This is a genomic window from Sphaerisporangium sp. NPDC049003 (assembly GCF_043197795.1).
In the GTDB taxonomy this organism is placed as follows: Bacteria; Actinomycetota; Actinomycetes; order Streptosporangiales; family Streptosporangiaceae; genus Sphaerisporangium.
Genome location: NZ_JBICTU010000051.1, coordinates 12,212 through 38,886, shown reverse-complemented (window position 1 = coordinate 38,886; position 26,675 = coordinate 12,212). Strand labels below are relative to the sequence as shown.

Below are 26,675 nucleotides of genomic sequence, written 5' to 3'. Positions count from 1 at the left end.
TCAAGATCGGTCCAGCGGTTGGAAGTACTCACTCACTCGCGGCTACCAGGCACCGAGTCTGCCCGATCAGCCGACCCGGTAGCTTCCATTAGCGGCGGTAGCCGGCCATGCCTTCGAGGCGGGCGACGCGGGCGGCCGTGGAGGGGTGAGTCGAGAACAGCCGTCCGACCCCCGCTCCGCGAAAGGGGTTGGCGATCATGAGGTGGGACGCCGAGGTCAGGCGACTCTCCTCGGGGAGCGGCAGGCTGCGCGTTCCCAGCTCGATCTTGCGCAGTGCCGAGGCGAGCCCGAGGGGGTCACCGGTGAGCATGGCGCCCGACTCGTCGGCGTGGAACTCCCTGGACCGGGAGATCGCCATCTGGATCATGCCGGCCGCGACCGGGCCGAGGATCATCATCAGGAGGGCGCCGATGTAGCCCGGTCCCTCGTCGTCGTCGGAGCCGCCGAAGAAGACGGCGATGTAGCTGCAGTACGTGATGATCGTGGCGAGCGCCGCCGCGACCGAGGAGATCAGGATGTCGCGGTTGTAGACGTGCGACAGCTCGTGCGCGATCACGCCCCTGAGCTCCCGCTCGTTGAGCAGCTGCAGGATGCCGTACGTGACGCAGATCGACGCCCTGCGCGGGTTGCGCCCCGTGGCGAAGGCGTTGGGCTGCATGGTGGGCGAGATGTGGAGCCTCGGCATGGGCTGCCGCGCGTCCGTCGAGAGCTCCCGGACGATGCGGTACAACGCGGGCTGCTCGACCTCACTGACCGGTCGTGCCCGCATGGCGGACAGGGCGATACGATCGGAGAAGAAGTAGGCGACGCCGTTGGTCAGCAGAGCGATGAGGACGGCCAGCTGCACACCTCGGCCGCCTCCGAGCCACGCTCCCACCGCGAGGATCGCCGCGGACAGGGCGCCCAGAAGGACGGCGGTCCGCAGGCCGTTGTTGTGCACGCTTCCCCCTCTCGGATGCTGCGCTCTTCCCTGGCAACGTTCGCGGCCTGCTCAAACGTTCCCATCCCTGGTCAGACGAGGGTCAGTGCGCACGTCAGCGTACGGCGGACAGAACAAGCTGCGGCGCGACGGAGAAGGCCAGGGAGACAAGGAGCGCCACGGCGACGGCGATCGTCACCGGCCGCGTGGGGACACCTCGCCCTGGCACGGGCAGCGGCGCGGGGGCGAACAGGCGGGCGGTCCAGGCGATGTAGTAGTAGAGCCCGATGACCGTGTTGACCGCCAGGACCACGGCCAGCCAGCCGAGGCCACCGTGGACGATCTCCCGGAAGACGACGACCTTGGCGAACAGCCCCGCGAGCCCCGGCGGCAGCCCGGCCAGGCAGATCAGGAAGAACGCGAGCGCGAGCGCCGCCGCGGGGCTCCGGAACGCCAGCCCCCGATAGTCGTCCAGCTCGTCGCGCTCCCTGGTACGGCTCACCAGCATCACGACCGCGAAGGCGCCGGCGTTCATCGCGGCGTAGATCGCCAGGTACGCGATGGAGGCCGAGGCGGCCGACTTCCCTGCCACGCCGAGCGGGGCGAGGATGTAGCCGGACTGCGCGACCGACGACCACGCCAGCAGCCGTACGGCATGGCGTTGCCGCAGGGCCAGCAGGTTGCCGACGGTCATGGTCAGCACGGCGAGGACCGCCACGATCGGCGCCCAGAGCGCCGCGTGGCCCACCAGCGCGATCGTCAGCACCACGATCAGACCGGCGAACCCGGCGGCCTTGGAGATCACCGAGAGCAGCGCCGCCACCGGCACGGGCGCGCCCTGGTAGACGTCTCCCGCCCAGAAGTGGAACGGGACGGCGGCCACCTTGAAGGCGAACCCGGCGAGCACGAGCACGACGGCGACCGTCAGCACCCCGCTGGGCACGCCCGCGGGCAAGGAGGCCAACTGCGCGGCTGGTGGGGAGCCGCCGAGCCTGGCGGCGACGCGGTCGAGATGGACGGAACCGGTCAGGCCGTACAGGAGCGAGACGCCGAAGAGCATGACCGCCGTGGAGATCACCGAGACCAGGAACAGCTTCAGCGCCGCCTCGGAGCCGCGCGCGTCATAGCGCTTCAGGGCCGTCAGGGCGAAGACAGGAAGGGAGACGAGCTCCAGCGCGACGACCAGCATGATCAGATCGCGGGACGCGGGAAGCGTGACGGCGCCGGTCAGCGTACACAGCAGCAGGAAGTACCACTCGCCCGCCGGGATGCCGCCCTCGGCGAGCTGCGTCCAGGACAGGAGGACGACCACCACGGCGGTGGCGAGCACGACGGCGCCGAAGACGAGCGTCAGGTCGTCGACCACGAACGAGCACGACGGCCGCCCGCCCGCGGCATCGGCGGGCACGCAGAACGTGCGCGGCCGGGCGCCCCGCGCGGCCTGCGCCACGACGGCCGCCAGCGCGGCGAGCACGCCCGCCAGCGTGACCAGGCCGAGCGTGGGGAGGGTACGGGGCGTGCGCGGCAGGAAGGCGTCCAGCAGGAGCACCAGCCCGGCCGCCACCGCCAGGATCAGGGGTGGCGCGATCGCCGCGTAGTCGATGGACTGGGTCATGGCGCCCCCAGGAAGGCCCGGACGGCGGGATCGGTCACGGCGAGGAGCGCCTTCGGCCAGAGCCCCAGCGCCACCGTGAGGACGACCAAGGGAGTCCAGGCGGCCAGCTCGTACGGGCTCACATCGCCCAGCCGCGGGACGGGTTCGTCCGGCCTGCCGTGGGTGACACGGGAGAGCATGAGAAGGAAGTACGCGGCCGTCAGCACGGTGCCGATGCCGCCGACGACCATGAAGACGAGGAAGAGCGGCCGGGACAGGCCGGGAGCCGGGTGGAAGGCGCCGAGCAGTGCCAGCATCTCCCCCCAGAAGCCCGCGAGCCCGGGCAGTCCCAGCGAGGCGACGCAGGCGAACGTCAGCAGGGATCCCAGGTACGGCAGGCGGGCCAGCATGCCCCCGCCCAGCCGGGACATCTCCGACGTGCCGTACCGCTCCTTGATCGCCCCAGCGACGAAGAACAGCAGCCCGGTGATCAGCCCGTGGGCGATATTTCCGAACAATGCGGCATTCATCCCAACAGGCGTCAGCGTGGCCAGGCCCAGCAGGACGAACCCCATGTGCCCCACGGACGAGTACGCGATCATGCGCTTGAGGTCGCGCTGCGCCAGGCAGGCCAGCGAGCCGTACACGATCCCGACGACGGCGAAGGCCCCCAGCCAGGGGGCGAGCACCGCGGCCCCCTCGGGAAGGACGGGGATCGCGATGCGCACGAAGCCGTACGTGCCCATCTTGAGCAGCACGCCCGCGAGCAGCACCGATCCGACCGTCGGGGCCTCGGTGTGGGCGGCGGGGAGCCAGGTGTGCAGCGGCCACATCGGCGCCTTGACGGCCAGTCCCACGCCCACGGCGAGGAACGCCAGGATCTGCGCCGCCCTCGGTATCCCGGCGCCGTGCGCCCCGGCCAGCCGGACCATGTCCAGCGTGCCGGTGTGGGCCCAGATCAGGAGCAGTCCGAGGAGCAGTACGGCCGAGCCGAGCAGCGTGTACAGGATGAACTTGACCGCCGCCCCCCTGCGTTCCTTGCCGCCCCAGATGGCGATCACGAAGTACATCGGGATCAGCACGATCTCGAAGAAGACGAAGAACAGCAGCAGGTCGAGCGCGAGGAACGTCCCGATCATGCCGACTTCGAGCACCAGCAGCGTGAAGGCCAGCGCCCCGGACCTGCCGCCTTCCGGCCGGTGCCGGACGAGGTACAGGAAGCACAGGAACGTCAGCAGCGCGGTGAGGACCACGAGCGGGAGCGACACCCCGTCCACGCCCAGGTGGAATCGCAGGTCCAGGCCGGGGATCCACGCATGGTCGATCTCGAACTGCGCCCGCGCCGCCCGGCCGTAGTCGAACGACCCGGCCAGCACGAGGGCCAGCACCAGCGTGACCCCGGAGACCGCCGGCCCGTACCACCGCAGAAGCCGCGCGGGCCGGGTGAGCAGCAGGAGAACGGCCGCGCCGGCCAGGGGGACGGCGAGGAGCCCGATGACGATCGCACTCATCCGAGCACCACCGCTCCCACCGCGATGATCAGCACGCCGGCGAGGACGCCCGTCAGGTAGAGCTGGGCGTTGCCCGTCTGCAGGCGCCGCAGCAGCCCCGAGACCCCGATCGCGACACCGCCCGAACCGCGGACCGCGCCGTCCACGACCGTGTCATCCGTACGGGCCACCAGGCGGGCCAGCCACAGGACCGGGACGACGAAGACCCTGTAGTACACGGAATCCACGTAGAACGCCTGCTCACAGGGCACCCGCAGCGGTCCCAGCAGGCGAGCGGGATCGGCCGCCGGGTCGGCGCGCCACGCCGCGTACACGGCACCGGCGCCGAGCAGCGCGACGAGGAGGCTGATCACCGCGGACGACCAGTCGACCAGGCCCACCCCGGCGAACCCGAGCAGCAGCGCGGGAACGGCCAGCACGCCTATCGGCCACAGCATCGACGCCGGGGCCTCACGACCGTCCCAGACGTGCGCGACCCCCGGCTCGGGCTCGGGCAGCGCGACCTGCCGCACACGGCTCTCGCCGAAGAAGGTCCGCAGCCAGGCGCGGGCCGCGTACGCGCCGGTCACGGCGACGGTGAGCAGCGCACAGCCGTACAGCAGCCAGGCCGCGGCGTCGGTCAGCGGCGCCCCCTCGGCCGCCGCGTGCTCGACGGCGGCCAGCACGGCGTCCTTGCTGAAGAAGCCGCTGGCCGGGGGCAGCCCCATCAGGGCGGCGAACCCGATGGTCATGGCGGGGAAGGTGACCGTCATGGAGCGCCGGAGCCCGCCCATGTCGCTCATCAGGTTCGACCCGACGACGTGGATCACCGCGCCCGCGCAGAGGAACAGCAGCGCCTTGAACGCCCCGTGCGTGACCAGGTGGAAGATCGCCGCCTGGTCGGAGCCGGCGGCCAGTGCTCCCGCCATGTACGCGAGCTGGCTGATCGTCGAGTAGGCGAGCACCCGTTTCAGGTCGTCCTGGGCCAGGGCGGCCAGCGCGGCGCCGAGCATCCCGGCGGACGCCAGCACCGCGAGCAGGTCGAGGGTCGGCCCGGCGCCCAGGAAGGCCGGGTAGAGCAGGGCGACGACGAAGATGCCGGCCGCGACCATGGTGGCGGCGTGGATGAGCGCGCTGATCGGCGTGGGACCGGCCATCGCGTCCGGCAGCCAGGTGTGCAGCGGCACCTGGGCGCTCTTGCCCGCGACTCCGAGGAGGAGCAGCATCGTCGCGGTCACCAGCGTGCCGGTGGACATGGTGGGCACTTTGGCGATCACGTCGTCGATCCGGAAGCCGCCGGCGGCGAAGCCGAGCGTGAAGATGCCGAACAGGAAGCCGACATCACCGAGGCGCGTGACGAGAAACGCCTTCACCGCCGCCCGCGAGTTCGCCCGGTCCTCCCACCAGTGGCCGATCAGCAGGTACGAGCACAGTCCCATGATCTCCCAGCCCACGTACAGGACCAGCAGGTCACCGGCGTAGACGACGAGCAGCATGGCGCTGGTGAACAGGCTGATGAAGGCGCTGAAGGAGGGGTAGCGCGGCTCGTGGCGCATGTATCCGATCGAATACACCTGCACCGCCAGCGCCACCACGGTCACCAGGACGGCGACGAGGGCCGCCAGGTCGTCCACGCGAAGACCCGCGGTGATCGGGATCGCGCCCGTGTCGATCACCGTGAGCGTGCCCTGGACGGCGGCGGGGAGCCGGCCCGTCCCGGCCGGGTGCTCCACGAAGGACGTGAACCGGCGTGGTGTGGTCGCCAGGTACGTCAGGAGCCAGATCGCCAGCGCGGCCGAGATCGCGGTGGGCACGACGGCGATCCACGCCGCCCTCCTGTAGACGGCGGGCTCGATCGACCCGGGCGGGCCGCCACCCCAGAGCCGCCGCGTACCCAGCAGCCCCGCCACCGCCGCCAGGAACGGCAGCAGGACGACGGCGCCTGCCACCCCGGTCACAGCGCACCGTCCCTCACCGGCACGGCGTCGGCGGCTGCCTCGGGCTCGGCGTCGGCGGGTTCGGAGAGATCGCGGACGTGGTCGATCTCGACGGTCCGCCGGTTGCGGAACACCGCGAGGACGATCGCCAGGCCCAGCCCGAGCTCCGCGGCGGCGATCACGATGACGAACAGGGTCAGTACCTGGCCCCCGTGGAGCCTGTCCCTGAGCCACACGTCGAACGCGACGAGGTTCACGTTGACCGCGTTGAGCATCAGCTCCACCGACATCAGCACGAGGATCGTGTTGCGCCGGGCGAGCACGCCGTACACGCCGATCGAGAACAGCAGTGCGGCGAGCACGGCGGGATAGACGACGTGCACGTCAGTCCTTTCCGCCGATGTCGGTACGGGAGAGCACGATCGCGCCGATCAGCGCGGCGAGCAGCAGCACGGAAAGCGCTTCGAAGGGCAGCACCCAGTCCCTGAAGATGCTCGCCCCGAGCGACGAGGCGGCGCCGCCACCCGGCTCCAGCGGGGTGTAGGCGGTGCGGAAGCCCTCGATCACGGTGGTGACGAGAACGGCCGCCGTCGCCACCGAGACCACCAGGGCCGCCACCCTGTTACCCGAGTTCAGGTCGGTGGACGGGCCGATGGGCGCACGGGTCAGCATGATGCCGAAGAGCAGCAGCACCACGACCGCCCCGACGTAGATCAGGACCTGGACCCAGGCCACGAACTCGGCGGTGAGCACCAGGTAGCACCCGGCCAGCGCGCCGAACGAGACGACGAGCCACAGGGCCGCGTGCACGATCTGCCGGGTGGTGACGACCAGCAGCGCCGTCCCCGCCGCCATCACACCGAGCAGCAGGAAGACGACCTCCTGCGCGGTCGGCGGCCAGAGGCCCGGCACCGCCGACGTCACGACTCCCCCACCCTCACGACTCCGCCACCGTCCCAGACGACTCTGGCGGCTCCTTCCCCGTCCCCGGATCCTTCGACGGCTCGGGGGGTCCCGCGGGTGGTTCGGCAGGGGCCCGCTTCTTCGGCAGCGCGCCGGGGGGCCGGATCGCCCGAACGGCCGCCGCGCCACCACTCGGGCGGGCCGTACCCGGGCGTCCGGGGGCGGCCGTCTCCCGACGTTCGGAGATGGCCGTTTCCGGGCGTTCGGGGGTGGGCTTTTCCGGTCTTTCGCGAGGGGCCGTTTCCGGGCGTTCGGGGGTTGGCCTTTCCGGTCTTTCGGGGGCGGCCGCTTCCGGGCGTTCGGGGGCGGCCGTTCCCGGGCGTTCGGGGGTGGCCGGGCGGGCGGGCTTCGCCGTACCTCGCTCCGGGTCCTGACGGTCGCGAGCGGGACGGGCGGCGCCTCGGGAGGCCGCCGCGACCTCCTTGGGCGGCTCGGCGTTCGGCTCGTGCGGGGGCGGAACGGGGACCGTCTGGACCCATTCGCCGAGCCTGTCCTTCTCGTGAAGGAGGTTACGGATGTCGTACTCGGCGTACTCGAACTCCGGCGACCAGAAGAGCGCGTCGAACGGGCACACCTCGATGCAGATCCCGCAGTACATGCACAGCGAGAAGTCGATCGCGAACCGGTCGAGCACGTTGTGGGCGCGCGGACGCCCGCCCTCGGGGGCCGGCGCCGTCTCCTTGTGGGAGTCGATGTAGATGCACCAGTCGGGGCACTCCCTGGCGCACAGCATGCAGACCGTGCAGTTCTCCTCGACCAGGGCGATGACGCCGCGACCGCGGGGTGGCAGATCAGGGCGAACCTCGGGGTACTGCTGGGTGTCCGCCCTGCTCAGCATGTGGCGAAGGGTGACGGCCAGACCCTTCGCCAGCCCTTCTCCTGGTATACGAGCCACGGTTCAACATCATGGCCTACATGGGCGTCCTCGTGAATGCGCGAGCCCTCACCGGCTCCCGGTTTTCCTAAATCAGTCACGATTTTGGGGGATTTATCACCCCAACATGTGGTCCCTTTGGCCGATGCGGCACTCTGGGGAAGCCCGTATCCTTCGCGTTATGCACCCGACCAACGGCCACGGGGGCCCGGGATCGGGGCCGCCGGGAGGCCCTCCCCCTGAGCCAGGTGATCCGAACGGTCCGACCGCTCCACGGCCTCGCCAGACGAGCCGGCCGCTGCCGGGCACGACCCCGGCCCCTCAGGCCCGGCCGCACCAGGACCAGGGACCCACTCCCCATACGGCCCCCCGTTCCGAGCACGGCGCGCCGGCGCCGCACAACCAGCGTGGGCCCGAGCAGGGCCGGTCGCCGCACGGCCGGCCAGGCCCCGGGCAAGGGCGTTCTCCGTACGGCCGGCCCGGCCAGGAGCAGAGCCGTCCCCCCTACGCGCCGCAGGATCCCCGGAACGGCAACGGGCCGTTCCTTCCCCCGCATCCCGGCCAGCACGGTCTCGCGCCGTACAACCGGCCGGCTCCCGGGCCGCACGAACCGCGGACACCGAGTGATCCCCACGGGCACCTCCCCCAGCCGCCGCCGTTCCCGCCTCACGTTCCTCCGCCTCAGCCCCCGGGCGGCCCCGGCGCGGCCAGCGTGTTCTGGGCCCTCGCACCACTGCTCACGTGCGGTGTCGCGACGCCCTTCACCCTCGGGTACGCGGCGGCGAAGCTGCGGAGCACGATGATCGGCCTGTCGGCGGCGATCTACGCCATCGGCATGCTCACCCTCGTGGTCGCCGTGGTGACGGACGGCCCTGGCCCTTCACCAGCGTGGCTGGTGCTTGCCGCCATGCTCGGGTCGGGCGGGAGCTGGCTCGGAGGCACGATCCAGTCGCTGATCATCCGCAAGCAGGTCTTCGACCGCTCGGAATCCCCCAACGACCATGCCGTGGCCCACGCCCAGCATCGTCGCGAGCTCAGGCAGCAGGCCCGCGACCTCGTGGAACGCGACCCCGCGCTGGCCCGCGAGCTGCGCATCGGCCGCCCCGACCTCCCGCGCCAGTACGACGACGGCGGGCTGGTGGACATGAACCACGCGCCGGCCGAGGTGATCGCGAGCCTGCCGGGGATGACCACCGAGCTGGCGCGACGCGTGGTCGAGGCCAGGGCCGGCGTCGGGGGCTTCATCTCCGCCGAAGATGTGTCCATCGCCGTGGACCTTCCCCCGCAGATCACCGCTGACCTGGTCGAACTCACCATCTACCTTCCCTGACCGCCCGCACGCCCTCTTTCCCCGGCCGGACCGCACACGCACCGGACCGCGTCGCCGGATCGAACCTCGCTTTCGTGCCGTCCGGCCCGGGGCCCGGTCTCGGATCGTGAGATCCGGCCCGGGCCCCTGGCCGCTGCGGGGGTCTCGGCGGTATCACTGTGGCGGCAAAAACATGCGTAACGCGGGCTATCTCCGTATTCTTCGCGATATGCAGCTAGCCAGGCCCTCCCAGCCCAACACCGCGATCAGCCTCGTCTGGGCACTGGCTCCATTGTTCACCTGCGGGATCGCCACGCCGTTCACCATGGGTTACGCGGCCTTCCGCAAGCGCTCGCCGATGCTCGCGGTGGCCGCGCTGCTGTACTTCCTCAGCCTGTTCGTGCTCTGCGTGCTCGTTGTCGCCTACGGCAACGCGCCGACGTTCCCCGAGTGGGCGAGCCTCCTCGTCGTCCTCGGGTTGTTCACGATCTGGATCGGCGGGCTCATCCACTCCCTGGCGATCCGCTCGGCGGTCTTCGCACCGGGCGCTCCCCGCCCCGCGTCCTTCCCGCCGTCCCCGCCGCAGGCCTACCGCCCGGCGTCCTACCCGTCGGGGCCGTACCCCCCTCACGAGCCCGCGCCCCCGTACCAGAACCAGAACCAGAACCAGCAGCACACGGGCGGCCCTGCGAACCAGCAGCACCTCACCGGGCCTCCGAACCATCAGCGGCCCGAACCGGCCACGCAACGGCATCCGCATGCCACACCGCGGCCTCCGGCACAGCCTCACCCGCAACACCACTCCCAGGAGCAATACGGCCAGCAGCGGCCGCCTCAGGATCAGGAGCGGTACCAGCAGGGGCCCCGGCAGGATCACCGGCTGGTGCCGAACCCGATCACCACGGGCCCGCCCGCACCCAGCCAGGCGACCTTTCCCGGCTCCGCCTCGGGCAACACACCCGCCGGCGTGCAGGGCGCTTCGACGCTGCCCACACAGGCGCCCGGACCGCTGCCCGCCGGGGAGTCCGACCACATCGGGCGCTACCGCCTGATCGGAAGCCTCGGGCAAGGCGGCCAGGGCGCGGTCTACCTGGGTGAGGCGCCCGATGGCACCCGAGTCGCGATCAAGGTGCTGCACGCTCGCCTGGCCGCGGAGACCGGGGCCCAGCAGCGGTTCCTGCGCGAGGTCGAGGCCGCCCGGCGGGTCGCGCCGTTCTCCACCGCCCGCGTGATCGACGCCGATATCGCCGGCGAGCGTCTCTACATCGTGAGCGAGTACGTCGAGGGCTCGTCGCTGGAGCAGCTCGTACGGGAGCGCGGGCCGCGCGGCCACGACGGCCTGGTACGGCTCGCGCTCGGAACGGTCGGCGCCCTCGCCGCGATCCACCGCGCCGGCATCGTGCACCGCGACTTCAAGCCGAGCAACGTCCTGATCGGCGCCGACGGCCCCCGCGTGGTCGACTTCGGCATCGCCCGCGTGCTCGACAACGCCACCGCGACCTCCAGCGGTGTGATCGGCACCCCCGCCTACATGTCCCCCGAGCAGGTGTCGGGAGAGCGCGTCGGACCGGAGTCCGACGTGTTCAGCTGGGCCGCAACGATGATCTTCGCCGCGACGGGCAGCCCGGCCTTCGGAGAGGACAACATCGCGGCGGTGTTCAACCGCATCTTCACCAAGCAGCCTGATCTGTCCGCACTGCCCGACTCGCTGGCCCAGGTGGTCGGAAAGTGCCTGGAGAAGCGCCCGGAGGACCGCCCCACCGCCTCCGACGTCATGCTCGCCATCGTCCACTGACCGGCCCCACCCGACCGAGCCGCGTCCGCGAGGATCGTGGCCCTGCGAGATCGTGTTTGGAAGGCACGGCAAGCCGGGCACGCCGGGCGAGGTCGCGGCGGCCATCAGGTACCTCGCCTCCCCCGAGGCCGCGTACGTCACGGGTCAGATCATCCACGTCAACGGCGGCACGATGCTGGGCCGCTGACGTCGCGGCGTCCCCTCAGCCGGCGAGGACCCTGACCACCCCGGTCAGGGCGAGCTGGAACAGCGCGAGCGGCACCAGGCCGATCCAGGCCAGCTTCTGCAGCTGGTCCGCACGGAGCCGGGGGAAGCTGACGCGGACCCAGATCACCACGAAGGCCAGCACGAAGATCTTGATCAGCGTCCAGACGGGGCCGGGCAGCAGGGGCCCGTGCCATCCTCCGAGGAACAGCACGGTGGTCAGCGCCGAGAGCACCACGATGCCGGCGTACTCGGCGAGCATGAACAGCGCGAACCGCATGCCGGTGTACTCCGTCATCGGGCCCATGATGATCTCGGATTCGGCGATCGGCATGTCGAAGGGCGGCCTGCGCAGCTCGGCGAGGCCGGCGACGAAGAACACCACCGCGCCGATCGCCTGCCACGGCAGCCACCACCACCGCCACGCCTCCACGATGCCCGGCAGGGACAGCGTGCCCGCCGCCATCGCGACCGACGACGCCGCGAGGACGAGCGGCAGCTCGTACGACATGAGCTGGGCCGCCGAGCGCATGCCGCCGAGCACGGAGTACTTGTTGGCCGACGACCAGCCCGCCATGATCGAGCCCAGCACGCCGATGCCCATCACCGCGAGCACGAAGAACAGCCCGGCGTCCAGGTCGGCGCCGAACAGGCCGGGGCCGACCGGGATGACGACCATCACGACGAGGTACGGCACCAGGGCCACGGCCGGTGCGAGGGAGAACACCCGGCGGTCGGCCGCCAGCGGGATGACGTCCTCCTTCTGGGCGAACTTCACGCCGTCGGCGATGAGCTGGGCCCAGCCGTGGAACCCGCCGGCGTACATGGGGCCGAGGCGCGACTGCATGTGGGCCATGGCCTTGTGCTCGGTCTGCCCGACGATCAGGGGCAGCGTCAGGAACGCGATGACGATCACCACGAGGCGGACGGCGACATCGAGCACCTCAGCCATCGCCCTCCTCCCCCCGCTCCGGCGGCTCCGGCCGCACGAGCCGCTCCGGCCGCGCCGGCTGCTCCGGACGTACGGGCTGCTCCGGACGTACGGGCTGCTCCGGCCGCGCGGGCCGTTCCGGTTGGGGGTCGCGTACGGCGCGGGGGCCGCGGACCGGTGGCGGCGTGGCCGCCGAGGGCCCCCAGTCGGTGGGCACGCCGGGCGGCAGGGTCTTGCGGCGGCTGGGCGAGCCCTGGCCCGACTCACCGGGCTCCTTGGCGCCCGGCCACGGCTTGGCCACCCGTGAGGCGAGGATGAAGTCCTTGCGGAGCGGGAAGCCCTCGAACCCGTCGGGCAGCAGCAGGGGCACCAGGTGGGGATGGCCCTCGAAGATCACCCCGAACATTTCGAAGGTCTCGCGCTCGTGCCAGTCGGCGCCCCGGTAGACGCCCGTGGCGCTCGGCAGCCGGGGGTCCTCGCGCGGCACCCGCGTGCGGAGCAGCAGATGGGCGTGCTCGACGGGGTCGAAGACGTGGGCGACGACGGAGAACCCGCCCGGGGGGTCGTCGACCCCGGTCAGCCAGTCGAAGAACACGCACCCGAGGTCGTCGCGGGCGAAGGTCAGCAGGTCGATCCAGTCGCCGGTGCCGACGTCGACGGTCGTCTCCCCGAACGCCTCGGAGACCTCGGCGCGCGAGCCGTACCGCTCCTCGATCGCGGCTCTCACCGGTTCACGTCCGGCCGGTGCTCCGGGGAGGCGTAGCGCTCGCCGAGCGACTCCCCGGCGATCTTCTCCTGGAGCTTCATGATGCCGTGCAGAAGCGCCTCGGGCCGTGGCGGGCAGCCCGGCACGTACACGTCGACCGGGATGATCTGGTCGACGCCCTTGGTCACGCAGTAGGAGTCCCAGTAGGGGCCGCCGCAGTTGGAGCAGGCGCCGAACGAGATGACGTACTTGGGGTCGGGCATCTGCTCGTACAGGCGCTTGACCGCCGGGGCCATCTTGTCGGTGACGGTGCCCGAGACGATCATGAGGTCGGCCTGCCTCGGCCCGTTGGCGAAGGGGATCACTCCGAACCGGATGAAGTCGTGACGGCCCATCGAGGTGGCGATGAACTCGATCGCGCAGCAGGCCAGCCCGAAGTTGAACACCCACAGCGAGTAGCGCCGCCCCCAGTTGAGTATGAAGCGCATCGGTTTGGGGGCGAGCCGGGACGCCGGCCCCACGGTGGGCATCGGGAGATCGCTGGCGGCCATGGAGCCATTCTCCCCTCTCCGTCAGGTCCAGGCGAGTACGCGCTTGCGCCAGGCATAAAGGATGCCGATGGCGATGAAAGCCAGGAAGACGAACATCTCGACCAGCGTGGCCATGCCGAAGCCCGGCGCGGCGAACACCGTCGCCCACGGGAACAGGAAAACGGCGTCGACGGCGAAGACGACATAGAGATAGGTGAAGACGTAGTACCTGATCTGGGACTGCGCCCAGCCCTCGCCGACGGGGTCGACCCCGCACTCGTAGGTCAGGGACTTCTCGGGGGTGGGGTGGCTCGGGCGGAGCATCCGGTTGGCGAACAGGGCCCCGCCGAAGATCGCGGCCCCGATGGCGAGCAGCACGGCGACGACAGCGTAAGAACCGAAATATCCGCTCATACAGCCTCCTCACCCATGCGGCCGGCGCGACGCGAGCGCGGCGACGATGCTCACCCGGCAGAACCGGCGCCTTGATGGTAGCCCTGCCGAGTGCGGCTCCCAAGGGGCGAGACCCCTGGTCGGGAAATCGCTTTCCGTCACCCAAGGACTACCCGTCGCGGTCAAAAGCCAGTCTCTCATCCCGCAAAATACAAGTAAATCCGCATATAGCGTGCTTAGTCTGGCAGCCATGTCCCGCCTGCTTCGCTCCGGAGGAATCGCGGTTCTGATCGCGGTCACCGCCGGGTGCGGAGTCACCTTGCCTTTCAGCTTCGAGGACGAGCCGACCACGCTCCCCGCGCAGCCGACCACGATCAATTTCGTCGCCCCCTCCGAGATCGGAGAGCTGCCGGTGCGGACGGTCTCCGACGACTCCGCCGACCACCACGTCTTCGTCAGCTATCCCACCCCCGCCTCGGCCCCCGAACTCGCCGAGAGGCTCCGCCAGACCACCTCGGCCGCCATACGCCGCTTCTCCCAGGACAGGCGCGCGCGGCCCAAGGGCGGCACGCCCCCCGAGCTGAACGTCGGATGGCAGCTGACGGCGGCCTCCGGCGGCGTGTTCGGGGTACGGATGCGCACCGGCCTGTTCACCGGGACGGAATGGCGGAACTCCCTCAGCACGCTGTGGTACGACCAGGCCGCCCGGCGCGTCCACGACTCCGCCGACCTCCTGAAGGACGCCAAGGCGCTCTCAACGCTGGCCGAGATCGTCCAGAACCGCGTCTGGGCCCTCGGCCAGGGGACGAAGGTCGACGCCGTCAAGCCCGACCGGGCGATGTTCGACTCGCTGAACTTCAACCCGCACGGCGATCTCGTGGCCGAGTTCGACGACGGCCAGGTGGCCCCGGCGCGGATGGGCCGGATCGCGGTCGCCGTCCCCAAGCAGGAGGCCGCGCCGCTGCTGTCGGACTTCGGCCGCCGGACCATGGAGGTCGTGGACTCCGCCACCCCGGACTCCATCCCCAACAGCCCGCCGCCTGAGTCGACCCCCGTTCCCGGCACCACCGGCGCCGGGCACTCCGTGGACTGCGCCGCCACCAGGTGCGTGGCGCTGACCTTCGACGACGGCCCCGGCCCGCAGACCGACCGGCTGCTGTCCATCCTCGCCGAGTACGGCGCCCGCGCCACCTTCTTCACCGTGGGCGCGAACGCCGAGGCGCAACCGGCCCTGCTGCGGCGGATCGCCGACGGGGGCCACCTGATAGGCAACCACTCCTGGTCCCACCGCGACCTGGCCACCCTCGACATGCGCAAGATCTCCGACGAGCTGGGCCGCACCCAGATGATGCTCAGCGCGACCGGCCCCGCGCCTGCGCTGCTCCGGGCTCCGTACGGCGGGCTCACCCCTCAGGTCGTGACCGTGGCCCGCGCCCTGAGGCTCTCGATCGTCGGATGGACCCTGGACACGGGGGACGCGAGGGACCCCGACCCCGCCGCCGTCGCCCGCCGGGCGATCGACGGGGCGCGGCCCGGATCGGTCATCCTGATGCACGAAGGCGGCTCCGCGACCCTGCGGGCCCTGCCGAAGACGCTCAAGGCTCTGGCGTCGCGCGGCTACGCCTTCGTGACGGTCCCCGAGCTGTACGGCTCGCGCGGGATGGAGCCGGGTCAGGTCTACGCCGCGGCGCCGCCGCACTAGTGGGATCCGGAGTGCGGCTCTCGGATCCATGGGCCCGAGGGACATATAGTTAGTCACCGTGACCCGAAACGTGCTCTACTCCCGCTTGCACGTTGACCTGTGCAGGCTTGCCGCAGGGCTGTGTACGCGGAGCCGTCTCCGGTCGTGACCACGCCTTCGGCGTCGGTCGCCAACCGCGTCCTGATCTGAGCCAACCGCGTCCGAGTTGAGCCGACCGCGTCTCGACCTGAGCCGCCCCGGCCTCAGGGCGCACCGCGTGCCGCGGGCATCGCCCCCGATGCCCCCGCGGACGCGGCCGACGAAGACATCGCTGCCGTCGCAGGGAGATAGGTCACACTCCTTCGGCGCGCATGCGTCAAGAAGCCCGCGCAGCCCCAAGGGATCTAGCATGGAAAAGAATACGTGCCACGAGCGACGGCGCCTGAGCGCGTCGAGGAGGACCGAGCTGTGACCAAGCAGGTTCAGCAACTCGACCGCGTGATCATTCGCTTCGCGGGCGACTCCGGCGACGGCATGCAGCTGACCGGTGATCGTTTCACGGCGGAGACCGCGCAGTTCGGGAACGACCTTTCCACCCTCCCCAACTTCCCCGCCGAGATCCGCGCCCCCGCAGGCACGCTCCCCGGCGTGTCGAGCTTCCAGCTCCACTTCGCCGACCACGACATCCTGACCCCGGGCGACGCCCCCAACGTCCTCGTCGCCATGAACCCCGCGGCGCTGAAGGCCAACCTCGGCGACCTGCCGCGCGGGGCCGACATCATCGTCAACACCGACGAGTTCACCAAGCGCAACCTCCAGAAGGTCGGCTACACCGAGAGCCCGGTGGACGACGACTCGCTCGCCGAGTGGCGCGTGCACGCCGTCCCGCTCACCTCGCTGACGGTGAAGGCCCTCGAAGGCTTCGCCGTCTCCAAGAAGGACGCCGAGCGCGCCAAGAACATGTTCGCGCTCGGCCTGCTGTCCTGGCTCTACCACCGGCCCACCGAGGCGACGGTCAAGTTCCTCGAAGCCAAGTTCGCCAAGAAGCCCGACATCGCGAAGGCCAACGTCGCGGCCTTCCAGGCCGGGTGGAACTACGGCGAGACCACCGAGTCCTTCTCGGTGTCGTACGAGATCAAGCCGGCCAAGCTGGCGGCGGGTCTCTACCGCAACATCTCCGGCAACCAGGCCCTGGCCTACGGGCTGATCGCGGCCTCGGTCCAGTCGAAGCTGCCGCTGTTCCTCGGCTCCTACCCCATCACCCCGGCCTCCGACATCCTGCACGAGCTGTCCAAGCACAAGCGGTTCGGCATCCGCACCTTCCAGGCGGAGGACGAGATCGCGGGCGTCGGCGCGGCCCTGGGCGCGGCGTTCGGCGGCGCGCTCGGCGTCACCACGACGTCGGGTCCGGGCGTGGCGCTCAAGGCCGAGACCGTGGGCCTCGCGGTCACCACCGAGCTCCCGCTGCTGGTGATCGACGTCCAGCGGGCGGGGCCCTCCACGGGCATGCCCACCAAGACCGAGCAGACCGACCTGCTCATGGCGATGTACGGCCGCAACGGCGAGTCACCGGTGCCGATCGTGGCGCCCGCGACACCGTCCGACTGCTTCGACGCGGCGCTGGAGGCGGCGCGCATCGCCGTGAAGTACCGCACTCCGGTCATGCTGCTCTCCGACGGCTACCTCGCGAACGGCTCCGAGCCGTGGCGGCTGCCCGAGATCGACGACCTGCCCGATCTCTCCATCGAGTTCACGGTGGAGCCGAACGGCGACGACGGCGAGACGTACCTGCCGTTCAAGCGCGACACGCAGACGCTGGCGCGGCCGTGGGCCGTGCCCGGCACGCCGGGGCTCGAACACCGCATCGGCGGCATCGAGAAGGCCGACGGCACGGGCAACATCTCCTACGACCCCAACAACCACGACCTCATGGTCCGGCTCCGCCAGGCCAAGATCGACGGCATCGCGCAGGACATCCCGCAGCTGAAGGTCGACGACCCCGAGGGCGACGCCCGCGTGCTCGTCCTCGGCTGGGGCTCGACGTACGGGCCGATCGCGGCCGCGGTGCGACGGGTCAGGAAGACCGGCGCGAAGGTCGCGCAGGCCCACCTCCGCCACCTGAACCCGCTGCCCTCCAACACCGGCGAGGTGCTGCGCTCGTACGACAAGGTGCTGCTGCCGGAGATCAACCTCGGCCAGCTCGCACTGCTGCTCCGCGCGCGCTTCCTGGTCGACATCATCAGCTACAACCGTGTGCGCGGTCTTCCCTTCAAGGCCGAGGAGCTGGCCGGAGTGATCCAGGAAGTGATCGACAGTGAGTGACATCGCGACGAACGGGCTCATCACCGGCACGGTCGCGGGGGCAGGCACCGGGCTCGCCCTCATCCCCCGGGCCGACGGGAAGCAGACCCTCAAGGACTTCAAGAGCGACCAGGAGGTGCGCTGGTGCCCCGGCTGCGGTGACTACGCCATCCTCGCCGCGGTCCAGGGCTTCCTGCCCGAGCTGGGGCTCAAGCGCGAGAACATCGTGTTCGTCTCGGGCATCGGCTGCTCCTCCCGATTCCCGTACTACCTGAACACCTACGGGTTCCATTCGATCCACGGCCGGGCCCCGGCGATCGCGACCGGCCTGGCGGCGTCCCGCCCCGACCTGTCCGTATGGGTGATCACGGGAGACGGCGACGCGCTGTCGATCGGCGGAAACCACCTGATCCACGCGCTGCGCCGCAACGTCAACCTGAACATCCTGCTGTTCAACAACCGCATCTACGGCCTGACCAAGGGCCAGTACTCGCCGACGTCCGAGGTCGGCAAGATCACGAAGTCGACGCCGATGGGCTCGCTCGACAAGCCCTTCAACCCGATCTCGCTCGCCCTCGGCGCCGAGGCGGGCTTCGTGGCCCGCACGCTCGACTCCGACCGCAAGCACCTCCAGTCGGTCCTGCGCGAGGCGGCGGCCCACCGGGGCACGAGCCTGGTCGAGATCTACCAGAACTGCAACATCTTCAACGACAACGCGTTCGAGCCGCTGAAGGACCCGGAGCAGCGTGACGACATCACGCTGCGCCTGGAGCACGGCCTGCCGATCGTGTCCGCCTCCAAGGCGGTGCGGCGCGCGGCCAACGGCGGCATCGAGGTCGTCGACCGGGCGAGCGTGCCCGAGGGCGAGATCCTCGTCCACGACGCGCACAACCCCGACCCGTCGCTGGCGTTCGCGCTGTCGCGGCTCGACGAGCCCGCGTTCGAGCACGTGCCGATCGGCATCTTCCGGTCCGTCGACCGCCCGGCGTACGACACGCTGATGGCCGAGCAGCTCGACGAGGCCGTGGCCGAGCGTGGCCCCGGCCGGCTGAGCGACCTGCTGCGCGGCGGCGACACCTGGAGCGTGGGCTGAAACAGCCTGGCCAGGCTGAAAGCCTGAACATCGCCGCATGAGGAAGCCCTCCACGGAGATCCGTGGAGGGCTTCCTCATGCGCTGTGAACTACGGCCGGGCTCAGCCGCCCTCGGGTACGGCCTTGCCGTCCTCCCAGACGTTGCCCTTCCACTCGTTTCCCGGCGCGCCCTTGTCCCAGTAGGCCACGGGGCCGTTGTAGCCGCCCTTGGCCCACACGTCGCGGCTGAAGACGTTGTTGATGACCTTGATGTTGGACGAGGTGCCCTTGCTACCCGCGCCGCCGTAGAGGGAGTAGCCTCCGCCGGCCAGGAAGTTGCCCTCGACGGTCACGTTGCGGACCACCCCGAAGTCCTGGAAGAGCGCAATCGCACCCGTCTGCTCCAGGGTGTTGATGACCGTGTTGCCGCGGATCACCAGCGTCTTGCCCGACGGCGGCCCGCTCGTACACATGATCATGTCGGTGTGGTCGCCGGAGAAGTACTTCGGATCGTGGAGGTAGGAGTCCTCCACCAGGCCCTGCTCGGTCAGGATGCCGTTGCTGATGGTGTGGATGTCGACGCGCCTGACCGTCAGGTCGCCGCCCTGGTTCAGGATGGCGAACTGGGTGCGGTCCTTACCGTTGCCGAAGATCTCGCTGTCGACCACCGTCAGGCCGCTGTGGCCCTGGCGCTGGATGATTCCCCAGTCGCCGGGCGACGCCGCCAGGCGGGTGTTCTTGATCGTCACGTTGTCGGCCTCGACGTTGATCTCGCCGCTGACCTCCATGCCGTCGATCACCGTGCCGTCCTTGGTGACGGTGATCGACTTGCTCTGCTTGAGGTTCGTGCCGGAGGGCACGCCGGTGTCGGAGGCTCCGGGGAAGCCACCGGTGGGCGGAGGCGTCGTCGTCTGGGTCGGCTTCGCCGTGGGCGTGGGGTCCTTGGTCGGCTGGTTCGTCGGGTTCGCGGTGAGCGACGGCTTCGGCGACGGACTGGGGCTCGACGTGCGCGTCCTGGTCGGGGTCGCCGTCGGGGTGCCCGGGCCGGACGCCGTGGGCGTCGAGGTGACGCCGTCGGACGGCCCGCCTGACTCGCTGACCGTGGGGGTCGCGGAGCCGTCGGGCTGGGACGTCGGCGGGACGCTCGGGTCGCCCGTCGTGGGGGTCACGGTCGGGCCGGCCGTGACGCCGTCGGTGGGCTGCTGGGTCGGCCGGGGGATGTTGCGGCGTTCCCGGTGCCGGAAGACGACGTCGACCCAGTAGTTGACGTGCGCCCGGTGCCGCCGGGACGGGAAGGCCGCCTTCGCGGTGGGGGCGAACACGCCCGCCTGGGCGGTGAGCGGGCCCACCGTGACGGGGTCTTCGAGGGCTCCGGGAGCGGCGACGTACCCGCCGTTCTTCGTGTGGTACGAGACGGTGTAGACCCGGCCCGCGACGATGGGCACCGGCTCGGAGAACAGCGCCTGCTGCCAGCCGCTGCGGCTCTCGCCGGTGAAGGTCACCTTGGCGAGGAGCTTCCCGTCGGCGTCCCACAGGCTTCCGCGGTGCGCGCCGCGCTCGGAGGCGGGCTTGTAGAACCGCACGCCGGCGACCTCGCCGTCACGGCTGGCCTTGAACCGGGTGCCGAGCTCCAGCGGGGTGTTCTCGGCCTGGGTCTTGCCCTTCACGGCCTTCTGCGACTTCCAGAGACTGGACTCCAGGGTCACCTCGGCCGCGACGGGCGCGGCGTTCGTGGTCGGGGCGGGAGCGTCGGACCCACGGTTGACGACCACCACCGTGACGGTCGCCCCCAGCAGCACGGCGGCGGCCAGCAACGACACCCGTCCCACGACGGGGAACCGGGAAGACCCCGCGGACCCTGTTTCAGCGGACGCCGACCGGCGCCGGCGGCGCGGTCCGTCCGAATGTCGGGAGTTGCTCACTGGCCCAAGCCTCCACCTCCGGCGCCCGGGCGCCGGACTCCTATCATGTTTCAGTGCGAGGCTATTGTTGCGGTTGGGAAACGATGAGACAACCCGATCCAGCCCTTTATCCGGTTAATCGGCCGAATACAGTATGGAAACCTTGATTTAGGCAACACAATTAGACTATCCATCGCGGCCAAAACCCCGCGTCACACCATGATCACACCGTGTGCGGCCTCACAGGTCAGCGGACGCGCAGCCCCGCGTAGTACGCCTGGCAGTCCTCGTACCGCGGCAGGAGACCTTTCTCCATCGCCTGCGCGAGCGTCGGGGCGGCGACGTCCTTGGGGGACATCAGCGGCTCCAGCTCCGCCGGCCAGGCGATGCCGAGCTCCGGGTCCAGCGGGTCCACCCCGTGCTCGCGCGCGGGGGTGTACGGCTCGGAGCACACGTAGATCACGGTGGCCTGCTCGCTCAGCACCATGAACGCGTGGCCCAGCCCCTCGCTGACGTAGACGCCGCGCCTGTTGTCGTCGTCGAGCTCGATGGCCTCCCACTGGCCGAAGGTCGCGGACCCCACCCGGACGTCCACCACGACGTCCAGCACGCTGCCGCTTACGCAGGTGACGAACTTGGCCTGGCCCGGCGGCACGTCCGCGAAGTGCACGCCGCGCAGGACGCCACGCCGGGAGACCGAGTAGTTGGCCTGGGCGAGGTTCAGCCCGTGGCCGGTGACAGAGGACAGCTCGTCCGCCCGGAACCACTCCAGGAACGTTCCTCTGTCGTCTTCGTGGACGGCCGGGGTGTACAGATACGCGTCTTCGATGCTCAGTTGCTCCACGGTGCCAAGGGTCGCACCTCTCATCTCAGTGCGCTATCGAATGGCACCAGTGCCCACTGTGGCCGGACGCGTTCTGCGATAGTTGGGCGGTCTCGTTGGAACGTGCCGAATCCGGCAGATCCACGGCCACCAGCCGCCGTGCCCCCACGAACTCCCCGCCAAGGAGAAGCATGAGCCGTCTGAACGCTCTCCGGAGCCGCTTCGTCGACGCCCCCGACTCGCTCGGCGCCAAGGCCCGGGCCCGGCGCTGGGACTGGTTCGCGCAGAGCTTCCCCGACCTCGGAAGCATGTCGGTCATCGACCTCGGCGGCACGGCCAGCGCCTGGCTGCGGGCGCCCGTGCAGCCGGCGCACGTGCAGATCGTCAACCTGGAAACGCCCCCGGCCGACCTTCCCGGGTGGTTGAGGGCCGACGTGGCCGACGCCTGCGACCTGCCGGCGAGAATCCTCGACACCCAATATGACCTGGTGTTCTCCAACGCGGTCATCGAGCACGTCGGGGGGCACCTGCGCCGTCAGCTCTTCGCCGACGCGGTCCACCGGCTGGCGGAGCGCCACTGGGTGCAGACGCCGTACCGCTACTTCCCCGTGGAGCCGCACTTCCTGTTCCCGGGGTTCCAATATCTCCCCATCGCCGCACGTACGGCCCTCCTGCGCCGCTGGCCGCTGGTCCACACCCCCACCTCCGACCGGGATGCCGCGCGCAACATCGTCATGGAGGTGGAACTGCTCAGCATCACCGAGATGCGGCACTACTTCCCGTCGTCGGAAATACGTTTCGAACGGCTGGCCGGGCTGGTGAAGTCCGTGCTCGCCATCAAGGAGAAGTAGCGCGAAAGGCGCCGTACACGGTGCCTTTCCCCGCCATTCAATTTCTCGAAATATCAGCCGAAGCGAATATGTGCGACAGGCGCCCGGATGCCTCGACCATCACACTTCGCGACACGACGGCTCCCCAGCGTCACGACTCCCGCTCCCCGGCCTCACCGTCCACCCCTTACTGCTGTGACCACTGATGCGCCAGTTGGTGTAGTCACGTAAACCGAGCTCATCGCCTGGACGTCGATTCGTCGGGACCACGCTCTCTGCGTGAGCACCACCGGGGCATCCGACCCTCTCAAGTCACGTGGGAGCTTCATGAAACCGCGCAGGGCCGCGCGCCGACACAGGTCGGCAATCGCAGCAGCAGCGTTCACGCTGGCCGCACTACTGACGGCCCCCGCCACGCCGGCGCAGGCGATGGGCCCGTGCGACGCGGGCGGCAACAAGATCACCTGTGAGAACAGCCTCACGGGCAACGACCGTACGGAGTGGGACACCAACCCGCACGGCACCGTCGAGGGCTACGGCGACCAGATGAGCGTCAACGTCGGTCAGACGGTGAACTTCAAGGTGCGGTCCGCCGCGCTGAACCTCCAGGTGGACATCTACCGGATGGGCTACTACCAGGGGAACGGCGCCCGGAAGATCATATCGGTCCCCGCCACGACCTCGGTGTCCCGCAACCAGCCGAGCTGCCCCGAGAACACCACGACCGGGGAGGTGGCCTGCAACTGGGGCACCGTCGCGAGCTGGACCGTTCCCGCCACAGCCGTCTCCGGCATCTACTTCGCCCACGTGATCCGCACCGACACCAACGACGACACCCACATCGTCTTCGTGGTCCGTGACGACGCCCGCGCCTCCGACGTGCTCTTCAGGACCTCCGACACCACCTGGCAGGCGTACAACTCCTGGGGCGACATCCCCGCCACGGAGGACAACCCCAACAAGATGCTGAACAGCCTCTACCGGGGCGACAGCGTCGTGACGCCGGGAAGGGCCGCCAAGGTCAGCTACAACCGGCCGTTCAACACCCGCGAGTCCACCCCGTGGGGCCGCGACTTCGTGTTCGCCAACGAGTACCCCATGGTCCGCTGGATGGAGGCCAACGGTTACGACGTGTCGTACATGTCGTCGCTGGACGCGGCGCGAGCGCCGTCCAGCCTCCTCAGCCACAAGACGGTGCTGTCGGTCGGCCACGACGAGTACTGGTCGGGCGAGGAGCGCACCGCCTTCGAGGCCGCCCGTGACCATGGCGTGAACCTCGCGTTCTTCAGCGGCAACGAGGTCTACTGGAAGACCCGCTGGGAGAACGGTTACCGCACGCTGGTCTCGTACAAGGAGACGCACGCGAACGCCAAGATCGACCCGACCCCCAACGTGTGGACGGGCACCTGGCGCGACCCGCGGTTCAGCCCTCCGGCCGACGGCGGCAAGCCGGAGAACGCGCTCACCGGCACCCTGTTCACGGTCAACTGCACCACCTCCAACGACGGCTGCGCGGCGATGCCGCTGACGGTGCCCGCCGCCGACGGCAAGATGCGCTTCTGGCGCGGCACGTCCGTGGCCTCGCAGTTCTCCGGATCGATCAGCATCCCCGGTCTCGTCGGCTACGAGTGGGACGAGGACGTCGACAACGGCTTCCGGCCCAAGGGCCTCGTGCCGATGTCGACCAGCACGGCCACGGCCGAGCAGGTGCTCATCGACTACGGCACCAACGTCGCCCAGAAGAGCGCCACCCACCGCATCACGCTCTACCGCGCGCCGAGCGGCGCCCTGGTGTTCAGCGCGGGCACGGTGCAGTGGACGTGGGGGCTCGACGGCGAGCACGACAGCTACAACGAGACCGACTACAGCGACACCCGGATCAAGCAGGCGACGGTCAACCTGTTCGCCGACATGGGCGTGCAGCCCAAGTCGCTCACCTCGGGGCTGAACGCGGCGACGAAGTCGGCCGACACCACGGCGCCGACCGCGGCGATCACCTCCCCGGCCGTGAACGCCGGCGTGAACAACGGCTCGACCGTCACCGTCAGCGGCACCGCCGCCGACGTCGGCGGCCAGGTCGGCGGCGTCGAGGTCTCCACCGACGGCGGCACCACCTGGCACCCGGCCACCGGGCGCGCAAGCTGGACCTACTCGTGGAAGGTCAACGGGGTCGGCGCGACGACCATCAAGGTCCGCGCGGCCGACGACAGCGGCAACGTCGGCGCCGAGACGTCGAGGAGCGTCACCGTCGCCTGCCCGTGCAGCCTGTTCACCTCCTCCGCCGTCCCGGCGAACCCGTCCGAGAACGACGGCAGCGCGCTGGAGCTCGGCGTTCGCTTCAAGTCGGCGGTCAGCGGCTACGTGACCGGCGTCAAGTTCTACAAGGGCACCGGCAACACCGGGACGCACACCGGCACCCTGTGGGGCGCCGACGGCAGCCCCCTGGCCACCGGCACCTTCACCGGGGAGAGCTCCAGCGGGTGGCAGACGCTCTCCTTCGCCTCGCCGGTCCACATCACGGCCAACACCGGCTACGTGGCCTCCTACTACGCGCCGAACGGCCACTACGCCGCCGACGCGAACTTCTACCGCTACCAGCCCACGGTCAACGCGCCGCTCACGGCGCCGAAGGCCACCGAGACGGAGGGCAACGGCCTCTACCGTTCGGGCGCGGGCTTCCCCAACCAGTCGTACAACGGCGGCAACTACTACGTCGACGTGGTGTTCACCATCAACGACGTCTACCCGCCCGCGGCCACCTCGGCCACGCCGGTCCCCGGCTCCTCCAGCGTGCCGACCACGGTCCAGCCGAAGGTCACCTTCGGCGAGCCCGTCCAGGCCGGCACCGCGACGTTCACGCTCAAGGACGCCACCAACGCCAGCGTCGCCGGCACCGCCTCCCTCGACGCCGGCCGCACCTCGCTGACGTTCGTGCCCGCGGCTCCGCTGGCTCCGGGCGAGCGGTTCACGGTCTCGGTCTCCGGCGCCAAGGACGACGCCGGCAACACGATGACGCAGCCGTACACCTTCGCCTTCACCACGGCGAAGACCTGGACGGCCGGCGTCTGCCCGTGCAGCCTGTGGCCCGACGTCACCGTGCCGGACGTGCCGAGCGTCAACGACACCGGCTCGCTTGAGCTGGGCGTGAAGTTCCGGGCCACCACGGACGGCTTCGTCGAGGGCATCCGGTTCTACAAGGGCGCCGGCAACACCGGCACCCACAGCGGCACCCTATGGAACGCGGCGGGCCAGGAGCTGGCCACGGCGACGTTCACCGACGAGTCGACCCAGGGCTGGCAGGAGGTGTACTTCAACACCCCGGTGCCGGTGACCGCGAACACGACGTACGTCGCGTCGTACCACGCCCCCAACGGGCACTACGCGGGCACCTCCAACGGGCTCGCCTCGGCCGTGACGGCGACCCCGCTGCAGACGCTCCCAAGCGCGTCGAGCGGCGGCAACGGCGTCTACAAGTACGGCGCGCGGTCGTTCCCGACGGACTCGTGGGGCGCCACGAACTACTGGGTGGACGTGGTGTTCAGCAGGCTCGCCGACACCACCGCGCCGTACATCACGCTCAAGTCGCCCGACCACGGCGGCACCGGCGTGGCCACCGGCACAGCGGTGACGGCGACGTTCAGCGAGCCGATCAAGGAGAACACCGCGACGATCACGGTGAAGAACGCCGCGAACCAGGCGGTGGCGGGCACCCGTTCACTCAACGGGGCGCGCACGCTGCTCACCTTCACCCCGGACAGCCCGCTGGCCGGGAGCACCACGTACACGGTGACGGTGACCGGCGCCCAGGACGACGCCGACAACTCCATGGTCACCACATCATGGTCGTTCACCACCGGCGGCACGATGAGCTGCCCGTGTACCATCTGGGCCAGCAACGCCACCCCGGCCAACCCGTCGGTCAACGACCCCGACGCGGTGGAGCTGGGCGTGAAGTTCACCGCCGAGATGGACGGCGCGGTCACCGGCGTCCGCTTCTACAAGGGCGCCGGCAACACCGGGACCCACGTGGGCAACCTGTGGAGCTCCACCGGCACCCTGCTGGCCACCGGCACGTTCGCAGGCGAGACGGCCTCCGGCTGGCAGACGCTGACCTTCGCCGCTCCGGTGAGCGTCACCGCCGGCCAGGTGTACGTCGCCTCCTACCTCGCGCCCGACGGGCACTACGCGGGCGACGGCGGCTACTTCAACTCAGGGCCGTACGACAACTCGCCGCTGCACGCGCTGGCCAACGGGGGCCCGGCGGGCGGCAACGGCGTCTACAGGTACGGGACGTCCTCGGGCTTCCCGACCGCCACCTACAACGGCGCGAACTACTGGGTGGACGTGCTGTTCACCCCGGCGAGTTAGTCCCTTCATCCGCGTGCGGTTCGATCGCCTCAGCCGAGGTGGTCGAACCGCCTT

Annotated in this window: 22 protein-coding genes; 9 read left to right on the top strand and 13 right to left on the bottom strand. The window is 70.2% G+C overall.

Annotated elements, in window-relative coordinates:
* Window positions 1-88: 88 nt before the first annotated feature.
* The 7 genes from htpX to ACGFIV_RS34525 form a co-directional block, all read right to left on the bottom strand.
* A complete protein-coding gene (htpX, locus tag ACGFIV_RS34555; protein ID WP_392839240.1) occupies window positions 89-940 on the bottom strand; it encodes a zinc metalloprotease HtpX in 852 nt (283 codons plus the stop codon).
* Window positions 941-1,034: 94 nt separating this feature from the next.
* Window positions 1,035-2,534 (bottom strand): NADH-quinone oxidoreductase subunit N, encoded by a 1,500-nt coding sequence (locus ACGFIV_RS34550; protein WP_392839238.1) that lies wholly within the window; start codon window positions 2,532-2,534, stop codon window positions 1,035-1,037.
* Window positions 2,531-4,024, bottom strand: a complete 1,494-nt coding sequence (locus ACGFIV_RS34545) for a NuoM family protein (protein WP_392839236.1) — start codon at window positions 4,022-4,024, stop codon at window positions 2,531-2,533. The genes ACGFIV_RS34550 and ACGFIV_RS34545 overlap by 4 nt, the downstream gene beginning before the upstream one ends.
* Entirely contained in the window at window positions 4,021-5,961 is a 1,941-nt protein-coding gene (locus ACGFIV_RS34540) for an NADH-quinone oxidoreductase subunit L (RefSeq protein ID WP_358547572.1), read from the bottom strand. The genes ACGFIV_RS34545 and ACGFIV_RS34540 overlap by 4 nt, the downstream gene beginning before the upstream one ends.
* The gene (gene nuoK, locus ACGFIV_RS34535) at window positions 5,958-6,323 is read right to left on the bottom strand and encodes an NADH-quinone oxidoreductase subunit NuoK (RefSeq protein WP_358547575.1); all 366 of its coding nucleotides are present in this window, start codon (window positions 6,321-6,323) and stop codon (window positions 5,958-5,960) included. The genes ACGFIV_RS34540 and nuoK overlap by 4 nt, the downstream gene beginning before the upstream one ends.
* Before the next feature lies 1 nt (window position 6,324).
* Complete coding sequence (locus tag ACGFIV_RS34530) at window positions 6,325-6,864, bottom strand: NADH-quinone oxidoreductase subunit J (protein ID WP_358547578.1); 540 nt, start codon at window positions 6,862-6,864, stop codon at window positions 6,325-6,327.
* 13 nt (window positions 6,865-6,877) lie between these two features.
* Window positions 6,878-7,741, bottom strand: a complete 864-nt coding sequence (locus ACGFIV_RS34525; RefSeq protein WP_358547581.1) for a 4Fe-4S binding protein — start codon at window positions 7,739-7,741, stop codon at window positions 6,878-6,880.
* Between the two features lie 748 nt (window positions 7,742-8,489).
* Here ACGFIV_RS34525 and ACGFIV_RS34520 point away from each other — a divergent pair.
* From ACGFIV_RS34520 to ACGFIV_RS34510, 3 genes are all read left to right on the top strand, one after another.
* Entirely contained in the window at window positions 8,490-9,107 is a 618-nt protein-coding gene (locus ACGFIV_RS34520) for a helix-hairpin-helix domain-containing protein (protein WP_358547583.1), read from the top strand.
* Window positions 9,108-9,315: 208 nt separating this feature from the next.
* The gene (locus ACGFIV_RS34515) at window positions 9,316-10,881 is read left to right on the top strand and encodes a protein kinase (RefSeq protein ID WP_392839232.1); all 1,566 of its coding nucleotides are present in this window, start codon (window positions 9,316-9,318) and stop codon (window positions 10,879-10,881) included.
* A 52-nt stretch (window positions 10,882-10,933) separates the two neighbouring features.
* The gene (locus ACGFIV_RS34510) at window positions 10,934-11,068 is read left to right on the top strand and encodes an SDR family oxidoreductase (RefSeq protein ID WP_392839231.1); all 135 of its coding nucleotides are present in this window, start codon (window positions 10,934-10,936) and stop codon (window positions 11,066-11,068) included.
* Between the two features lie 15 nt (window positions 11,069-11,083).
* On the opposite strand, the gene nuoH is transcribed toward ACGFIV_RS34510, so the two are convergent.
* Genes nuoH through ACGFIV_RS34490 form a run of 4 tightly spaced genes read right to left on the bottom strand, consistent with a single transcriptional unit; the run spans window position 11,084 to window position 13,666 of the window.
* Window positions 11,084-12,037 carry an NADH-quinone oxidoreductase subunit NuoH gene (gene nuoH, locus ACGFIV_RS34505; RefSeq protein ID WP_358547591.1) on the bottom strand — a complete coding sequence of 318 codons (954 nt, stop codon included), beginning with the start codon at window positions 12,035-12,037 and terminating at the stop codon, window positions 11,084-11,086.
* Window positions 12,030-12,743: an NADH-quinone oxidoreductase subunit C gene (locus ACGFIV_RS34500; RefSeq protein WP_358547594.1), complete on the bottom strand. Its 714-nt coding sequence runs from the start codon at window positions 12,741-12,743 to the stop codon at window positions 12,030-12,032. The genes nuoH and ACGFIV_RS34500 overlap by 8 nt, the downstream gene beginning before the upstream one ends.
* Window positions 12,740-13,252, bottom strand: coding sequence for an NADH-quinone oxidoreductase subunit B (locus tag ACGFIV_RS34495; protein ID WP_392839243.1), 513 nt, complete (start codon window positions 13,250-13,252; stop codon window positions 12,740-12,742). The genes ACGFIV_RS34500 and ACGFIV_RS34495 overlap by 4 nt, the downstream gene beginning before the upstream one ends.
* Window positions 13,253-13,294: 42 nt before the next feature.
* On the bottom strand, window positions 13,295-13,666 hold the full coding sequence (locus tag ACGFIV_RS34490; RefSeq protein WP_358547597.1) for an NADH-quinone oxidoreductase subunit A: 372 nt from the start codon (window positions 13,664-13,666) through the stop codon (window positions 13,295-13,297).
* 229 nt (window positions 13,667-13,895) lie between these two features.
* Here ACGFIV_RS34490 and ACGFIV_RS34485 point away from each other — a divergent pair, with 229 nt between their 5' ends.
* The 4 genes from ACGFIV_RS34485 (at window position 13,896) to ACGFIV_RS34470 (ending at window position 18,720) form a co-directional block, all read left to right on the top strand.
* Entirely contained in the window at window positions 13,896-15,347 is a 1,452-nt protein-coding gene (locus ACGFIV_RS34485) for a polysaccharide deacetylase family protein (protein ID WP_358547600.1), read from the top strand.
* 58 nt (window positions 15,348-15,405) lie between these two features.
* Window positions 15,406-15,495, top strand: coding sequence for a putative leader peptide (locus tag ACGFIV_RS34480; RefSeq protein ID WP_363918166.1), 90 nt, complete (start codon window positions 15,406-15,408; stop codon window positions 15,493-15,495).
* A gap of 299 nt (window positions 15,496-15,794) precedes the next feature.
* On the top strand, window positions 15,795-17,648 hold the full coding sequence (locus ACGFIV_RS34475; RefSeq protein ID WP_358547603.1) for a 2-oxoacid:acceptor oxidoreductase subunit alpha: 1,854 nt from the start codon (window positions 15,795-15,797) through the stop codon (window positions 17,646-17,648).
* Window positions 17,641-18,720: a 2-oxoacid:ferredoxin oxidoreductase subunit beta gene (locus ACGFIV_RS34470; protein WP_392839227.1), complete on the top strand. Its 1,080-nt coding sequence runs from the start codon at window positions 17,641-17,643 to the stop codon at window positions 18,718-18,720. Before ACGFIV_RS34475 ends, ACGFIV_RS34470 begins: the two co-directional genes overlap by 8 nt.
* A 101-nt stretch (window positions 18,721-18,821) precedes the next feature.
* On the opposite strand, the gene ACGFIV_RS34465 is transcribed toward ACGFIV_RS34470, so the two are convergent.
* Together ACGFIV_RS34465 and rfbC are read right to left on the bottom strand one after the other, a co-directional pair.
* Window positions 18,822-20,519, bottom strand: coding sequence for a DUF4082 domain-containing protein (locus tag ACGFIV_RS34465; RefSeq protein ID WP_358547606.1), 1,698 nt, complete (start codon window positions 20,517-20,519; stop codon window positions 18,822-18,824).
* A gap of 328 nt (window positions 20,520-20,847) precedes the next feature.
* Window positions 20,848-21,444, bottom strand: a complete 597-nt coding sequence (rfbC, locus tag ACGFIV_RS34460; RefSeq protein WP_358547608.1) for a dTDP-4-dehydrorhamnose 3,5-epimerase — start codon at window positions 21,442-21,444, stop codon at window positions 20,848-20,850.
* Between the two features lie 170 nt (window positions 21,445-21,614).
* On the opposite strand from rfbC, the gene ACGFIV_RS34455 reads away from it, so the two are divergent.
* Together ACGFIV_RS34455 and ACGFIV_RS34450 are read left to right on the top strand one after the other, a co-directional pair.
* Window positions 21,615-22,274, top strand: coding sequence for a hypothetical protein (locus ACGFIV_RS34455; protein WP_392839224.1), 660 nt, complete (start codon window positions 21,615-21,617; stop codon window positions 22,272-22,274).
* A gap of 306 nt (window positions 22,275-22,580) precedes the next feature.
* Window positions 22,581-26,621: a DUF4082 domain-containing protein gene (locus ACGFIV_RS34450; RefSeq protein ID WP_358547613.1), complete on the top strand. Its 4,041-nt coding sequence runs from the start codon at window positions 22,581-22,583 to the stop codon at window positions 26,619-26,621.
* Window positions 26,622-26,675 lie beyond the last annotated feature (54 nt).

Excerpts from the sequence above, each read along its gene's own strand:
- ACGFIV_RS34525 (WP_358547581.1), bottom strand. The coding sequence starts at position 7,741 with ATGCTGAGCAGGGCGGACACCCAGCAGTACCCCGAGGTTCGCCCTGAT.
- ACGFIV_RS34495 (WP_392839243.1), bottom strand. The coding sequence starts at position 13,252 with ATGCCCACCGTGGGGCCGGCGTCCCGGCTCGCCCCCAAACCGATGCGC.
- ACGFIV_RS34515 (WP_392839232.1), top strand. The coding sequence starts at position 9,316 with ATGCAGCTAGCCAGGCCCTCCCAGCCCAACACCGCGATCAGCCTCGTC.
- nuoH (WP_358547591.1), bottom strand. The coding sequence starts at position 12,037 with ATGGCTGAGGTGCTCGATGTCGCCGTCCGCCTCGTGGTGATCGTCATC.
- ACGFIV_RS34550 (WP_392839238.1), bottom strand. The coding sequence starts at position 2,534 with ATGACCCAGTCCATCGACTACGCGGCGATCGCGCCACCCCTGATCCTG.
- ACGFIV_RS34450 (WP_358547613.1), top strand. The coding sequence starts at position 22,581 with ATGAAACCGCGCAGGGCCGCGCGCCGACACAGGTCGGCAATCGCAGCA.
- ACGFIV_RS34485 (WP_358547600.1), top strand. The coding sequence starts at position 13,896 with ATGTCCCGCCTGCTTCGCTCCGGAGGAATCGCGGTTCTGATCGCGGTC.
- ACGFIV_RS34545 (WP_392839236.1), bottom strand. The coding sequence starts at position 4,024 with ATGAGTGCGATCGTCATCGGGCTCCTCGCCGTCCCCCTGGCCGGCGCG.
- ACGFIV_RS34455 (WP_392839224.1), top strand. The coding sequence starts at position 21,615 with ATGAGCCGTCTGAACGCTCTCCGGAGCCGCTTCGTCGACGCCCCCGAC.
- ACGFIV_RS34490 (WP_358547597.1), bottom strand. The coding sequence starts at position 13,666 with ATGAGCGGATATTTCGGTTCTTACGCTGTCGTCGCCGTGCTGCTCGCC.